At 49.7% G+C, this 14,240-nt stretch carries 12 protein-coding genes; 8 read left to right on the forward strand and 4 right to left on the reverse strand.

All coding sequences use genetic code 11. From position 1 onward, the window contains the following. The first annotated feature begins 39 nt into the window (after positions 1–39). The gene (gene lacZ, locus ACFVVF_RS13030) at positions 40–3,144 is read left to right on the forward strand and encodes a beta-galactosidase, LacZ type (protein ID WP_387809784.1); all 3,105 of its coding nucleotides are present in this window, start codon (positions 40–42) and stop codon (positions 3,142–3,144) included. Between the two features lie 138 nt (positions 3,145–3,282). Further along, a complete protein-coding gene (locus ACFVVF_RS13035) occupies positions 3,283–4,257 on the forward strand; it encodes a hypothetical protein (RefSeq protein ID WP_387809787.1) in 975 nt (324 codons plus the stop codon). Between the two features lie 224 nt (positions 4,258–4,481). On the opposite strand, the gene ACFVVF_RS13040 is transcribed toward ACFVVF_RS13035, so the two are convergent. Beyond that, a complete protein-coding gene (locus tag ACFVVF_RS13040; protein ID WP_387809790.1) occupies positions 4,482–4,967 on the reverse strand; it encodes a hypothetical protein in 486 nt (161 codons plus the stop codon). A 394-nt stretch (positions 4,968–5,361) separates the two neighbouring features. Further along, positions 5,362–5,736 (reverse strand): hypothetical protein, encoded by a 375-nt coding sequence (locus ACFVVF_RS13045; RefSeq protein WP_387809792.1) that lies wholly within the window; start codon positions 5,734–5,736, stop codon positions 5,362–5,364. A gap of 248 nt (positions 5,737–5,984) precedes the next feature. Between ACFVVF_RS13045 and ACFVVF_RS13050 the strand changes: the two genes are divergently transcribed. The 4 genes from ACFVVF_RS13050 (at position 5,985) to ACFVVF_RS13065 (ending at position 10,914) form a co-directional block, all read left to right on the forward strand. Beyond that, positions 5,985–6,917 (forward strand): permease, encoded by a 933-nt coding sequence (locus tag ACFVVF_RS13050; RefSeq protein WP_387811425.1) that lies wholly within the window; start codon positions 5,985–5,987, stop codon positions 6,915–6,917. Next, positions 6,914–7,996 (forward strand): TIGR03943 family putative permease subunit, encoded by a 1,083-nt coding sequence (locus tag ACFVVF_RS13055; protein WP_387809795.1) that lies wholly within the window; start codon positions 6,914–6,916, stop codon positions 7,994–7,996. Before ACFVVF_RS13050 ends, ACFVVF_RS13055 begins: the two co-directional genes overlap by 4 nt. Positions 7,997–8,078: 82 nt before the next feature. Continuing rightward, on the forward strand, positions 8,079–8,957 hold the full coding sequence (locus tag ACFVVF_RS13060; RefSeq protein WP_387809798.1) for an ROK family protein: 879 nt from the start codon (positions 8,079–8,081) through the stop codon (positions 8,955–8,957). A gap of 880 nt (positions 8,958–9,837) precedes the next feature. Then, positions 9,838–10,914: an LLM class flavin-dependent oxidoreductase gene (locus tag ACFVVF_RS13065; RefSeq protein ID WP_387809801.1), complete on the forward strand. Its 1,077-nt coding sequence runs from the start codon at positions 9,838–9,840 to the stop codon at positions 10,912–10,914. Here ACFVVF_RS13065 and ACFVVF_RS13070 read toward each other — a convergent pair. Both ACFVVF_RS13070 and ACFVVF_RS13075 read right to left on the reverse strand, forming a co-directional pair. Beyond that, entirely contained in the window at positions 10,911–12,128 is a 1,218-nt protein-coding gene (locus ACFVVF_RS13070; protein ID WP_387809804.1) for an MFS transporter, read from the reverse strand. The two genes, ACFVVF_RS13065 and ACFVVF_RS13070, sit on opposite strands and share 4 nt — an antisense overlap. A 77-nt stretch (positions 12,129–12,205) precedes the next feature. Next, positions 12,206–12,487 carry an ArsR/SmtB family transcription factor gene (locus tag ACFVVF_RS13075; protein ID WP_387809807.1) on the reverse strand — a complete coding sequence of 94 codons (282 nt, stop codon included), beginning with the start codon at positions 12,485–12,487 and terminating at the stop codon, positions 12,206–12,208. Between the two features lie 206 nt (positions 12,488–12,693). Here ACFVVF_RS13075 and ACFVVF_RS13080 point away from each other — a divergent pair, with 206 nt between their 5' ends. Both ACFVVF_RS13080 and ACFVVF_RS13085 read left to right on the forward strand, forming a co-directional pair. Continuing rightward, positions 12,694–13,500 carry a hypothetical protein gene (locus ACFVVF_RS13080; protein WP_387809810.1) on the forward strand — a complete coding sequence of 269 codons (807 nt, stop codon included), beginning with the start codon at positions 12,694–12,696 and terminating at the stop codon, positions 13,498–13,500. Beyond that, positions 13,493–14,188, forward strand: a complete 696-nt coding sequence (locus tag ACFVVF_RS13085) for a hypothetical protein (protein WP_387809812.1) — start codon at positions 13,493–13,495, stop codon at positions 14,186–14,188. Before ACFVVF_RS13080 ends, ACFVVF_RS13085 begins: the two co-directional genes overlap by 8 nt. Positions 14,189–14,240 lie beyond the last annotated feature (52 nt).

The raw sequence follows: 14,240 nt of genomic DNA on the forward strand, positions 1-14,240 counted from the left end.
TTTAATTCATTGAATGCAGATATGAGGGGGCATTTGGGCATGAAAGCAGCAAGCGCCAGCTTGGACTGGCTGAGCGACGCAACGGTATACCGGGTTAACCGGCTCGACGCGCACTCCGACCATCGTTATTACCAAACAATGGATGAAGCGGAACGCAATACGCCGATGACGATGCGCAGTAGTCTGAACGGCAATTGGAAATTCAGCTATGCGACCAATGCCGCCGGCAGGATCGGATCGTTTTACCGCACGGATTATGACTGCAACGGTTGGGAAGACATTCAAGTGCCGGGCCACATCCAGCTTCAGGGCTGGGGTGGTCCTCAATATGTAAATACGATGTACCCTTGGGACGGGCTCGACGGCGTCAGGCCGCCGGCCATCCCGGAGGAGTACAATCCGGTCGGCAGCTATGTGAAGCATTTCCGCCTGCCGCAGACGATGACGGGGCAACCCGTTTATATTTCGTTTCAGGGCGTGGAATCGGCTTTTTACGTATGGCTGAATGGGGAGTTTGTCGGTTACGCCGAGGACAGCTTCACCCCTTCGGAATTTGATCTGACTCCTTTCATCAAGGAAGGCGACAACAAGCTGGCGGTTGAGGTGTATCAACGCAGCACTGGCAGCTGGCTTGAGGATCAGGATTTTTGGCGATTCTCCGGCATTTTCCGCGACGTATATTTGTACACGGTTCCTCAGCATCACGTTCGCGACTTGCGGGTGTTGGCGGAGCTTGATGATTCCTATACGGCTGGCCGTCTGACGATTGATCTTGAGCTATTGAGCCAGGGAATTACAGCATCGGCAAGCGTGCTTATGGAATTGAAGGATGCGAACGGCGTGGTTGTGCTTGCCGAACACGGTTATTTCGATGAACAAGGCAGACATTCGTTTGCTGTGGATGCAGGTAAGGTAAAGCTCTGGAGTGCGGAGCGGCCTTATTTGTATTCCATCTGCCTGTCTGTCATGAATGCAGACGGGGAGCTTGTGGAAGCGATTGTGCAAAAGGCCGGCTTCCGGCGCTTTGAAATGATTGATAAAGTGATGTGCCTGAACGGCAAGCGGATCGTATTTAAGGGCGTTAACCGTCATGAGTTCAATAGCCGCCGCGGCCGTTCGATTACGAAGGAAGACATGCTGTGGGACATTAAGACGATTAAGCAGAACAACATGAATGCTGTCCGCACATCGCATTATCCAAACCAGACCCTATGGTATGAGTTGTGTGATGAATACGGCTTGTACGTTATTGACGAGATGAATTTGGAATCCCATGGCTCATGGCAAAAGATGGGCGCCGTCGAACCGTCATGGAACATTCCGGGCGACCGTCCGGAGTGGCATGGAGCGGTTATGGACCGTGCCGTGTCGATGCTGGAGCGGGATAAAAATCATCCGTCTATTCTGATCTGGTCATGCGGCAATGAGTCGTATGCAGGCGAAGTGATTCTGAACGTATCGAACTATTTCCGTGAGACCGATCCGGGCCGGCTGGTTCATTATGAAGGCGTGTTCCATAACCGCAAGTTCGATGCGACAAGCGATATGGAAAGCCGGATGTACGCCAAGCCTGCAGACATCATCGAGTATTTGGAGAGCAACCCGGGCAAGCCGTACATTAGCTGCGAGTATATGCATGCAATGGGCAATTCGATCGGCGGCATGCACAAATATACGGAGCTTGAAGATCAGTACGAATTGTACCAGGGCGGCTTTATTTGGGACTATATCGACCAGTCGCTGGTGAAAAAGGATCGTTACGGCCGCGAGTTTCTGGCCTATGGCGGCGATTTCGACGATCGTCCGACGGACTACAGCTTCTGCGGCAATGGGATCGTGTTCGCCGATCGGACGGTGACACCGAAGATGCAGGAAGTGAAGTTTCTTTACCAGAACATTAAGCTCGAGCCTTCGCGGTTTGGGATTAGAATAAAGAACGGCAATTTGTTCGAAAGCACGGAGAAGCTTGCCTTGTCTGTACGGCTGCTGCGCAACGGTCATGAAGTGTATTCTTGGCTGGGTGAAGTGAACGTTGAAGCAGGCGAGGAAGCTGTTGTGCCGTTGGAGCTGCCAGACAGCTCGGTTCACGAAGCAGGGGAATACGCGATCCATGCGGCATTGGTGCTGAAGGAAGCCGAATTATGGGCGGATTCAGGCCATGAGGTTGCATTCGGCGAAGCTGTATTTGAAGTTACGAGTGCCGCTAATGCTGCTGAGGGCTTGGCGCTTCCGGGAGGATCGGTTCGCGTCGTTGAAGGAGATGTCAATATTGGCGTCTCGGGAGACGGCTTCTCGATTCTGTTCTCTAAGCAAGCGGGTACCCTTGTATCGGTTCGTTACGGCAATCGCGAGATGATCGCGGCACCGCCGGCTCCGCTGTTCTGGCGGGCGACGACCGACAATGATAAAGGGACGCAGCTTGGTTATGAAGCCGGCGTCTGGTATGCTGCAAGCTTGGCACGTAAATGCACGAACGTTAAGCTTACCGTGAATGATGAAGGAATAAGCGGGAATACCGCTTCCGGAGCTTTCGCGACGGTTGCTTTCGATTATGCGTTCAGTGTCAGCGACAAGCTGTATTTCGGAGTTGCTTATACCGTCTATGCGGATGGCAGCATCCGCGTGCGCAGCCAGTATAAAGGCGCAGCAGGCTTGCCGGACTTGCCGATTGTGGCCTTGTCGTTCAAGCTGTCGGCAGATTACGGGAATACGGAATGGTACGCGATGGGGCCGGAGGAAAACTACATTGACCGTGCCTTCGGAGCGAGACTGGGCGTGTTCAGCCGCAAGGTAGAGCAATTGCCTTCGCCGTACTTGGTGCCGCAGGAATCCGGCAATCGCACCGGCGTCCGCCGATTGTCGATTACGGACAGCCGCGGGCTGGGAATTTCATTGAGCGCAGCGCCATCCGCGCCGGTGGAATGCAATGTATCGCCGTATACCGCTTTCGAGCTGGAAAATGCGGCGCATCCTTGGGAGCTGCCTGCTGTGCATTACACCGTCGTAACTGTTGCCGGACGCCAGATGGGCGTAGGCGGCGACGACAGCTGGGGAGCGCCTGTGCATGACGAGTACGTCATCCCTTCCGACTGCGAAATGACTTTTGAATTTGTATTGTCAGCGGTGGATCGTTCCGCAGAATAATAAGAGGGCTGATGCTTCCCGGTTCGAATTAGGACTAGGCGGGGCGTCGGCCTTCTTTTTTTCTGGTTCAGAGGCCGTTTATTTCATTATGAATCATGCTACAATGGTACATAACGATGAGAGAAAGGCGGAGATTAGATGGCTTATCCATTTGCAATCGAACCTGCTGATTATACGGTATTTGAGAATGAGGCAGCGCAGCTCGCCCAGTGCAAAGAATGGGGCTTGCTTTCAGATAAAGCGACGAAGAATAAGGTGTTTTACTATAAAGGAAACGGCTTGAATGAGGCGGTCTCCATTATTGGCTATGCCGACAAGCTGACAGCTGTTATCGAGCTGGGGGACGGTGCTGTACGGCATTGCATTCATCCTTCGTATTTGAAGGAGATGCAGGCTTCCAACTACAGCGGCGTGAAGACGGCCGCAGCGGCGGAGACTGATGCTGGCGAAGACGTGGAAGCAGCAGAGGCAATAGATGCTGCAGCGCAGCCGGAGTTCGACGGTGGCGATGGGGAGCAAGGAGCTGCTGAGCTGGCCCAGGCAGGCGAAGCTGCGGCTGATGCGGCAGCTGGGTCTGTGAAGGCAAGTGAAGCTGTGGATAGTGTGACGGCGGGGTCTGTGGATGCAGGCGACATTGCTGCTAATGTGGATGCGGAGTCGGTGAAGGCAAGTGAAGCTGCTGCTGGCGGCAGCGAGGAGGCGTCCGTGTCAGCGAAACCAGACGCTGCAAGTGAAGCGGACGAGCCTGCTGCGGAGAAAGTGGCAGCGAAGCCGAAAGCGCCGCCGAAGGCGAAGAAGGAGAAAGCGCCAAAGCTTGAGCTGCCTGAGGAGAAAGTCAGGCTGACGGCGACTGTGCAGGAATTTACGACTGTCCCGAACCATTTCTCCGATACGGATGACGAGGTTATTATTTATGAAGCGGTGGCCATTCTGGAGTCTTCGACGGATGTCGGTCTAGCATGGTCCAGCCATAGCGCGACCTTGAAGAAGCTGGAGCTTGAAGTCGGCGATACGATCCAATTCGATGCTAAAGTTGTAGCCAAGAAGCTGACGAAGCACCCGGTACCTTACAAAATCAACAACCCGGCAAAAATCCAAAAGGTTGAAGACTAGCAGAGACGGTTGTTTAGAGCTTTGGCCAGGAAAGTCTAGTTCATAACATGCTGCGACATCCACCTAACTCTGTAGACGTTACCACATGTGCGTCCCGCATGCTGGAACTTCATGTGGTCATACCAAGCAATCCGGTTCCTTAATGGCACCGGATTGCTTTTTATTTAAGTTCGGTTTGGAGTGGATGTGACCCTGGTTGTTGTATAGATAGGCGGCAAAGAAGTCTAGTTTATTCGGTTGCCTTCTTTATCGTGTGCCGCAATCGTTATATCGTTCAATGCCTCTTCACTTAGTAAATAGTTCAAATCCTGCTTGGACAGCGGCGGGGAACGGAGCACGGCTGCATTAGTAACAATTTTCTGTGAGATTGAACCGCTTTCTACTAGTGTGTATCCCTTTATATAACCGGATTCATTGACCCCCAGAATCTCGGCTGTCTTGCCTGTATAATGAAGCTCGATTGCCAGTTCACGAAGCTGATCTTCCGGTATTTGTTCAACCAAAGCGGTGATGTCATACTGAACACCCTCATAAGGGCGGCCGCCTTCTTCGAAGGAAGTTACTCTTGCTTTAATGTTTTCTACGTTAAATGATTGAAGGCTGACTTTGCTGTCGATTTCTTTAGTCTTCTTATTCGGTTGAGCAACAGTGCAGCCAGCAAGCAACACCGAGGAGATCAATACAATAACTGCAGCTTTATTAAAGCGCATGATAGACATCCTTTCTTAATTACGAGTTACATTGAGCATTAACGAAGCAGCTTCGCTGTATAACGAACTGAATTTCGCTAATGGAGCTACTTCTGTGTAGCATCGGGTATTAGCGAACCAAATTTCGCTGTTGGAGAACTTAGGTTCATGAGCAACTAAATATGGTTCGCTATCTGATGCGGTCACTGCTGCATGCCGCCAATGAGCGAAACCAGGTTCACTATTTAGCGAACCTGATTCGTTCCCGCACTCGCCTCACTGTCTGATTTACATAATTATACATTGAGCGTAGCGAGTATAGCTATCTTCACCTTTCCAGAGGACTGAGAGCAACAAAAAGACCGTCCCACTTCCTGATCATAGGAGGAAGGGACGGTCTTTTTGCGGGCTTCTGCTAGGATTCACCGGGCGATCCGGCAAGCTGCAGCTGGTGGTATTGTTGTTGAATAGCTAGTTGGTTTATTTCCAGCTCATTTAAGTAGGTTTGGATATTGGACTCCAGTTTATGGATGATTTGAAGCTTCATGTCGTGGATTTGGTCTTCTCGGCAAAAGGCGGAGCAAGAGAGGAAGCCGTGTGCAAAATGTTTGCTTTCTTCACAGATGGTGTTCAGCTTCTCTTTATAGAGCCGTTTTACGGCGCCGGTCTCCGGTTTAATCTCATAATACCGATTCGTTTCGATCAACAGTTTCCACTTGCCTATTCTGAAGAGGAGCTCTCCGTTATTCAAATCGCCGGTTACTTTGCAGAATGTCGTTGCCTTCGTCATGTTGTATGCAATCCTCTCGTTCATTCATGCATGTCACGCTAATAAATCCACTATGACGATCATGGTGGATATGGAAATTATAGCATAAAATGCGACTTAGAAACTATGAATAATATGTGAAAAGTAATTCTTAAGAACTATTTTTGTATGAGAGTGATTTCATCGTAAAACAAACTGCACTGGCTAATCGTTTAGACATGTTTCATAATAGGGAATGCGCTAGAATGAGAGAGCAAACCGACGGAGGCATGACGGTGAAAACGATACTGCAGTTGAACACGATTTTTTTGAGCATGATTATGGAGGCTATTCCGTTCGTGCTGTTAGGCGTCTTGATCTCCGGCTTTATTCAAATTTTTTTAACTGAAAAATGGATCGCCCGCATGATGCCGAAAAACCGGTTTCTAGCGTCTTTGATCGGCTGCGGGATCGGAATCTTTTTCCCGGCTTGCGAGTGCGGAATCGTTCCCATTACGAGAAGGCTGTTGAAAAAAGGGGTTCCGCTGAACGCCGGCATCGGCTTCATGCTGACAGGTCCTATCATTAATCCGGTTGTATTGTTTGCCACCTATATCGCTTTCGGCAATGATTGGAAAATGGTGGGTATCCGGGCAGGGCTAGCTATCGCGGTTGCTTTGGCCGTATCGATCATAATAGGCTTTTTGTTTCCTGTATTGCCGCTGCGTCTATCCGTTGCGGAGCAGCAGGCCGCAGCCGCACTTGCTATCTCGGATATGCAGTCAATTCCCGTGGAGCCTCCAAAGCCTCCATTAAAGCATCAGCTCATGGATGTGCTCAGCCACAGTGTGGAGGAGTTTTTCTCAGTTGGAAAATATCTCGTGCTAGGCGCTTTTATCGCTGCTTGCATGCAGACCTTCATCCCGACCTCGACACTGCTGCATTTAGGCAGCAATCCGCTGACGGCTTCTTTAATTATGATTGGGCTCGCCTTTACGATGTCCCTATGCTCGGAAGCAGATGCGTTTATTGCTTCATCCTTCCGAAGCACATTTTCCACAGGCGCGCTTTCGGCCTTTCTGGTCTATGGCCCGATGATCGATATTAAAAATACGATTATGCTTCTGGCATCGTTTAAAGGAAAATTTGTAGCGGTGCTTATCGCTTTGGTGACGCTGTTTACTTTGGCCGGATCATTGCTGGTAGGGAGGTTGTTCGGATGACGCGTCTTTATATTTTGATTGGTTTTATACTTATGTTCGCCTTGATGCATAGCAGCGGCGATTTGAACAAATATATTAACATGAAATACGCTTATCTCTCGATTAGCGCGATTGTTCTGCTCGCTGTGCTCGCGATTGTTGAGTTTGTCCGTATCTATCAAAAGGAAGGGGCGGAAAAGGCGAGGGCCGAGGCTGCTGCGGCCGCTCATGCTAAGGAGCATGCTGGCTGGGCTGGTGATGTGCATAGCGAGGGCGAGGAAAGAACGCATGACCATGAGCATAGCTTTGGTCACGTTCATGCGCATGATCATCATACACATGGCCATGGTGATCACACTCATAGTCATGATCATCATACACATGGCCATGGTGATCACACTCATAGTCATGATCATCATTCACATAGCGATAATCATCACCATCATGATGGCGATGACAGTCATTTTGGCCATTCGCATGAACCGTCCTCCAGATGGAAGCGGGTCCTCGGTTATTTTATTTTAATCGTACCGATTCTTACGGGTATCTTCCTCCCGGTACAAACGCTCGACTCCAGCTTTGTAAAGGCGAAGGGCTTCTCTTTTCCAACCTTTGAGGAAGCAGAAAATAATCCCGGACAGCATCAGTTTCTAAAGCCGGATTCCAGCGTGTTTTATGGTAAGGAAGGTTATGAGAAGCTGAAGAAGAAAGAGCTGTCCGAATTTGCAGGCATGGGGCAGATCGAGTTGAACGACAGCAATTATTTGAAGGGTATGGAGGCGCTGTACAACAATCCGGGGCAGTTTATGGGGGCGTCTATTAGCTTTGACGGTTTTGCCTACAAGGGCGAGCAGGTAGACGGCAATCATTTCTTTGTGTTTCGCTTCGGCTTCATTCATTGTGTGGCGGATTCCGGTGTATTCGGCATGCTAGTCGATTTTCCGAAAAATACGAATTTGAAAGATAATGATTGGATTAACGTAACCGGGAAGCTCACTTGGGAGTTTTACCAGCCATTCAAGCAGACCATTCCAGTGCTGCAGGTGACGTCGTGGAAGCCGATTGCTGCACCGAAAGATCCTTATGTTTATCGGTTATAATAGTTTTTGAGCAATTAGGGATTGCAATTCGTCGGCGTCTAGCCGATAGTAGAGTTATTACTTAGAAGGAGTTGACTTATAAGTGCGTATTGGAGCGATTGAAGCAGGCGGAACGAAATTTGTCTGCGGCATCGGCAATGAAGAAGGCGTAATTGAGGATCGCGTAAGTTTTCCAACGGAGCATCCGGAGAGCACAATGGCAAATGTCATCGCATATTTCGAGGGCAAGGGAGTCGAGGCAATCGGTATCGGTACATTTGGTCCGATTGATATTGATAAAGCAAGTCCTACTTACGGTCATGTAACGACGACACCAAAGCCGGGCTGGTCTGGTTTTGATTTTCTAGGCACGATGAAGCGCAATTTCGATGTTCCTTTCGGCTGGGATACCGACGTGAACGCTGCTGCTTTTGGCGAAGCGACATGGGGTGCTGCAAAAGGGCTCGACAGCTGCGTTTATTATACGGTTGGTACGGGCGTCGGAGTTGGCGTATATAGTGAAGGTAAACTGGTTCACGGTCTTGTTCACCCGGAAGGCGGTCACGTGCTGACCCGCCGTCATGCTGACGATGACTATGAAGGCTTCTGCCCTTATCACGGAGATTGCTTGGAGGGGATGGCGGCAGGTCCCGCATTGGAGAAGCGCTGGAAAGTAAAAGGCAGCGAGCTGCCGGTAGATCACCCGGCTTGGGCGCTGGAAGCTTATTATCTCGGACAAGCGGTTAGCAACGTGATTCTGATGCTTTCCCCGAAAAAAGTAATTCTCGGCGGCGGTGTTATGCATCAACTGCAGCTTTTTCCGATGATTCGCGAGGAAGTGCGCAAGCAGCTTAACGGCTACGTAAGTGCCAAAGAGATCGTAAGCGGTCTCGACAGCTTCATCGTACCTCCGGGTCTTGGCGACAACGCCGGCCTTAGCGGCTCTCTGGCCCTTGGCTTGGACGCGCTTAAAGGCAAATAAGTAATTGTGATAAGAGGCGGTGCAGGATAAATTCCTGTACCGTCTCTTTTTTATGCTAGGGGAGGGCTCTGCAAGCTTGAGGTTAAGAGTCACTGAGGGCCTTAAGGGAATAGCTGCCCCCGTAAAAACGAGCAACGGAGCTTGGTTTCGGACTGTTAAGACCCCGGGAGGGTCTTAACAGTCCGAAATAATTGAATTATTGATAGGTTAAAGCCCTGAGAGGGCTTTAAGGTAGCTGTCTTCCCCGTAAAAACGAGCAGAGGAGCGCAAATTCATACTGTTAAGACCCTGGGAGGGTCTTAACAGTCCGAAATGATTGAATTATTGAGAGGTTAAGGCCCTGAGAGGGCTTTAAGGTAGCTGTCTTCCCCGTAAAAACGAGCAGAGGAGCGCGGATTCAGACTGTTAAGACCCCGAGAGGGGCTTAATGTGTTGAAACTAATAAATTTCTGAGAGGTTAAAAGGCTCAGAGAGCCTTAATGGAACAATTGCCTCCGTAAAACGAGCAGCGGAGTGTGCTGTGACTACGTTAAAACCTTTTGAGGGTCTAGTAGGTCTACTGGGTTACAACAAAATAGCAGCTTCAGAACGCCGCAGTTTGCACCACGCAAGAGCTGCACAAACAAGCTTCATTCGAGTCAGGCAACCTGCGTCAATTAGTTCCCCGCACAAAAAAAGACCCCAAAGGGTCTTTTTTTACGCAGCCGAGTCAACAATCATCGTCTTCAGGCGTTTATCTCAATCCAATATAGAATTATTTAATGTACTATAGAATAGTATTATAATAGGAATTATAAGAATTTAATTGCTCCAAGTAACCAGCCGTGCTAGAATAGTTCAAATTAATGGAAAAGCATAAGGGAACGGAGCTGAGGGTCATATGAAATTTGCATTGTTCAGCATTATGATGAATGTCCCAAACGCGGTAAGCGGGGAGACACTGACTTCGCAGCAAAAATTTCAAAATATATTAAAGCAAGCGGCATTGGCGGAGGAGGTTGGCTTTGAGGCATATGGGGTGGGCGAACGGCATGGAGAGCCGTTTCTGTCCTCCTCGCCTCCCGTGGTGCTTGCCGCAATAGCTGCACGCACCTCCAAAATCCGCTTGCTGACGACGGTAACGGTACTGAGTATACTCGACCCGGTAAGGGTCGCTGAGGACTATGCAACGCTGGACCATCTCTCCGAGGGAAGGCTGGAGCTGATCATCGGCAAGGGCAATGACCCTCGCCACTATCCGCTCTTTGGCATCAAGGAGGAGGAACAGTGGGAATCGCTTGCCGAGCGGTACGCCCTCCTCAAGCAGCTGTGGAATGAGGAGAACGTAACCTGGCAAGGGAAATATCGGCCTGCGCTGGAGGGAGTAACGACTTATCCAAGGCCGTTCCAAGCCTCTATTCCAGTCTGGCACGGAAGTGCCTCGAGCACCAATTCCACCGAGCTGGCGGCGAAATATGGCGAGCCGTTATTCTCATCAAATACGTTTCACCCGCAAGCGAAATATAAAGCATTAATCGATCATTATAGGGAACGTCTCGCTTATTACGGACATGATCCGAAAAAAGCCGTTGTCGGCTCAGGGGCGGGAAGCCTTTATTTGGCTAATACCCGTGAAGAGGCGATCAGCCGATTCCGGCCTTATTATGATGCATTTCAAGGAACGGGAGCGGCGCTTCACAACAATTCGCCATTTAAGGGACTTGAAGACAGTATCGAGAACGGCCCTACATTGGTGGGCAGTCCCGACAGCGTCATTGAGAAAATTTTGAATTACTATGAAGCGTTCGGCAATCAAGTGCTTAGCATATCTGTCGACGGATTGACCGAAGCCGAGCAGCGTGAGCAAGTGCAGCGGTTTGCGGACGAGGTTGCTCCAGTGCTTAGAAAAGAAATTCCGAGCAGCGTATGGGAAAATAATAAGCCGTCCGTGTCCTCATCCGCCTCTCTCGCCATTTAAGCGCCGCTTTTTAACACTTGTCTTTCTTCCGCAGTCGCGCTGCGATCTTCGCTGCTGTTGGAGCGGGAACGAACGGATCGGCGGTAGGCAATGGTTGTGATGCTGACCGCTATAGCAACGCCAACGGCGCCGATCCAGCTTACCGCATGCAGCGAGCCCTGCTCAACGACGATGCCGCCCAGCGCCGCGCCTGCAGCCATGCCTAACTGCAGCACGGAGCTGTTCAAGCTGAGCATAATACCGGTGGCGCCTGGAGCCATGCTAATCAGGTTATACTGCTGCGTTGGACCAGAAGACCAGGCTGAGAATGCCCAAAGCATCAATAGAGGGAACATTAGAGCAGCAGACTGGCCAGCGGCTGCAAGCAGCAGCAGCGCAACAATTTGCAGAGACATGCCCCCGATAAGCGTTCGAGGGGCTCCCCAGCGATCTGTGCTAAAACCGCCCAGCTTCGAACCGAACAGACTGGCGATGCCAAAGGCAAACAGGCCGATGCTGACCCCTTGCTCGCTCATGCCGGTAACCTCCAGCAGGAACGGTGATATATACGTATAAGCGATAGAATAGCCGCCGATCCAGAAAAAAGTAACCAGCAGGGCCGCCGTAATACGCGGCTCTTTAAACAGTTTCAGCTGGTTGCGGAGCGGTATCGGCTCATCGCCATTCATTTTCGGAATGAAGAACGCGATAAGAAGCATGGAAAGCAGGCCTAGTACACCAATTCCTCCGAAAATCATTTGCCAGCTGTAGACGGATGCTATGACCCTTCCTAGAGGTACACCCACAATGAGTGCGGCACTAAAGCCCATTACGACAGTAGCGATCGCGCTGCCCTGCTTCTCCGGCGGAGCCAGTGCAGAGACGACAGTCAAAGAGGTTACGACGAATACGCCTGCGCTAAGCGCCAGAATAATTCGCGAAATGATCAGAAATTCAAATCCGGACAATACTGCAGCAATGCCGTTGGCTACGGCAAATATAGCAAGCGAGTAGAGGAGAAGCTTCCTTCGTTCCATCCGGGAAGTGAAGGCAATTAAAAAAGGCGTACCGAATGCGTAAGCAATCGAGAATACGGTAATAAGCTGGCCGGCTGCCGATACGGATACGTGAAGATCTGCGGCGACCCGATCCAGAATACCTGCGATAATAAACTCAGAGGTACCTACAAGAAAGCTGATGACAGCCAGCAAGTAAATTTTCCACACTTGCGACATAAATGAATTGCTCCTCTCTCCACTCCAACTCTAATATTTTATATTTCTAAATATATAGAAATAACGACGAAAAAAAATTACTCCAGCAAATAAGGGGCATATCTCCGCGCCAGCTCGCGGTCAATGCTGTAGTAGATGTAGGTGCCGTCTTTGCGCGTATGAAGAAGCCCGCATTCCGTCAACTGCTTCAAGTGATGAGACAGCGTTGAGCCTGCCACCTTTTCGAGTTTGCTCCCGATATCCGAGCAGCACAAATTTTTCTCATCCATAAGCAGAAGAGCGATTTTAATCCGGGTAGGCTCTCCCAATGCTTTGTATACTTTTACGGCTTGACGTACTTCCTCGGTATCCCCTGCCATCGTCCCTCACCTTTTTTTGCTGCGTCATTATTTCGATAACTGTGGAAATAAAGATAGCACACCTTTTCAGGATTGTAAATGGCATTTTTCCGATTTCTGATTTCGGATAAATTCCCCCAATTATGAAACCATTACCTTTTTCCAGCGTCTAATCTAAAATAGAAAAATGTTGAAAACGGAGGGGGAGGGTAATGCGGAAATATGGAATGGGTTTGCTTTTGCTCGTCATAGCTGTCTCATGGGGCGGGAATCTTTGGTATTATAAAATGCAAAAACTGGAGCAGCCGATTTTTCTGCAGCATTATTATGAGATGCCTGCATCGTTGTTCGAGCATACAAGCCTATACTATGTGTTGAATAAGGATGATCGCAGAGAAGCGGGATATTTTGAACTGCCAAACGGGCAGCTTCTGCAGGTAGAGCATACGCAAATTCGAGAAGAGCAAGGGCGGCTGCAGCTGAAGGAAGCCATCGTCTCGCCTGTCATTAAAGAGGAAATGGAGCAGCTGAAAGAGCCGCTAATTATTGATCAATTGAAGGTGTACTATACAACTGGCGGAGAGAATGAAACGGTATCGATCGGCAAAATCATCGTTTATCCGGAGCGCAGAGAGGAGCGGGCTTTGGAGCAGCAGTCGGTTCATGCCTCATCGGGCGGGACCGGATCAGCCAGTTACACAACCACTCGAGACTTAACAATTGCAGCTGTCGATTATAGTTTTCCCGAAATGCTCCAAGGAATACTAGACGTTAAAGCGAATGGAATAGATGCTGCAGACGTTGCTTCGTTTCCGATTCAACTGAAAAAAAGCACAGGCTTTCATGTAACTTACAGCTCTCGCATGCCTAAAAATGATAAAAGACGATTCCAGTCATTTATCGTGCGAATTAATTATTGGGATGAGAAAGGCGGCTCATTAGGAGCGCAAACTTTCTATATGCAACCACAGCTGTACGGCAGTGACCTTCGTTCCTATGTGAAGTCGAGGGAAGGAGGCGACAGCCGTGAGTAGAGCTTTTTACCGGATGAGCTGGGGCCTTTTATTGACCATATTGGATATCCGATTTGGCTTTTTCGATATTTTACCTGATTTTATCGGCTATTGTATGATTTGGAGCGGTATTCGGTCGCTTGAGAATTACTACAGCGATTATCGCAAGGCGAAGCCATTTGCAATTCTGTTGGCAGTTGCATCGTTAAGCGAGATACTGCCGCTTTGGCCGGGCAGCAGTATTCAATTAACGACTAATGAAATTGTTTTTTCCCTCCCCAGCCTAATTTATTTGGGTGCAGTTTTGCTGGCTCTGCTGCTTATGCTGAACAGCTTTCTGTCAGCGCTTCATAAGCATGCTTTGCAAGAGGGAAAAAGAGAATTAGCCTACAGCGTCCGAGCAAGAAGACGTTTCTTTACGTTTGTATCAGCGGCAGCCTTGATTGTACTTCCTTTCAGCATGAACGCAACGAGTGATGTGCTTCTCACGATGATACCTATTATGCTGCTTGGGACGCTGGCATTAACTATTGTCTTCTTCACCCTAAGGAAGGCGGGAAAAACATTTGTCCTCGCTGACAGTCGCGAAGCTAATTCTATGCTGGAGGAAGAGGAGGATTCCTGGGAGGAGAACGAGGAATTCATACCTGCGGATGAGTCCGCTGATTCCTCGCCTGCCCCGCCGAATGAGGGCAACGACAAAACATAGCTCCGACTGCTGGCAAAGTGAACTGGGATATGTAAAAGATAGAGCAGCCTCG

The sequence above is a fragment of the Paenibacillus sp. NPDC058174 genome (assembly GCF_042883865.1).
GTDB lineage: Bacteria > Bacillota > Bacilli > Paenibacillales > Paenibacillaceae > Pristimantibacillus.

Excerpts from the sequence above, each read along its gene's own strand:
- lacZ (WP_387809784.1), top strand. The coding sequence starts at position 40 with ATGAAAGCAGCAAGCGCCAGCTTGGACTGGCTGAGCGACGCAACGGTA.
- ACFVVF_RS13050 (WP_387811425.1), top strand. The coding sequence starts at position 5,985 with ATGACGGTGAAAACGATACTGCAGTTGAACACGATTTTTTTGAGCATG.
- ACFVVF_RS13055 (WP_387809795.1), top strand. The coding sequence starts at position 6,914 with ATGACGCGTCTTTATATTTTGATTGGTTTTATACTTATGTTCGCCTTG.
- ACFVVF_RS13040 (WP_387809790.1), bottom strand. The coding sequence starts at position 4,967 with ATGCGCTTTAATAAAGCTGCAGTTATTGTATTGATCTCCTCGGTGTTG.
- ACFVVF_RS13045 (WP_387809792.1), bottom strand. The coding sequence starts at position 5,736 with ATGACGAAGGCAACGACATTCTGCAAAGTAACCGGCGATTTGAATAAC.
- ACFVVF_RS13035 (WP_387809787.1), top strand. The coding sequence starts at position 3,283 with ATGGCTTATCCATTTGCAATCGAACCTGCTGATTATACGGTATTTGAG.
- ACFVVF_RS13080 (WP_387809810.1), top strand. The coding sequence starts at position 12,694 with ATGGGTTTGCTTTTGCTCGTCATAGCTGTCTCATGGGGCGGGAATCTT.
- ACFVVF_RS13065 (WP_387809801.1), top strand. The coding sequence starts at position 9,838 with ATGAAATTTGCATTGTTCAGCATTATGATGAATGTCCCAAACGCGGTA.
- ACFVVF_RS13075 (WP_387809807.1), bottom strand. The coding sequence starts at position 12,487 with ATGGCAGGGGATACCGAGGAAGTACGTCAAGCCGTAAAAGTATACAAA.
- ACFVVF_RS13070 (WP_387809804.1), bottom strand. The coding sequence starts at position 12,128 with ATGTCGCAAGTGTGGAAAATTTACTTGCTGGCTGTCATCAGCTTTCTT.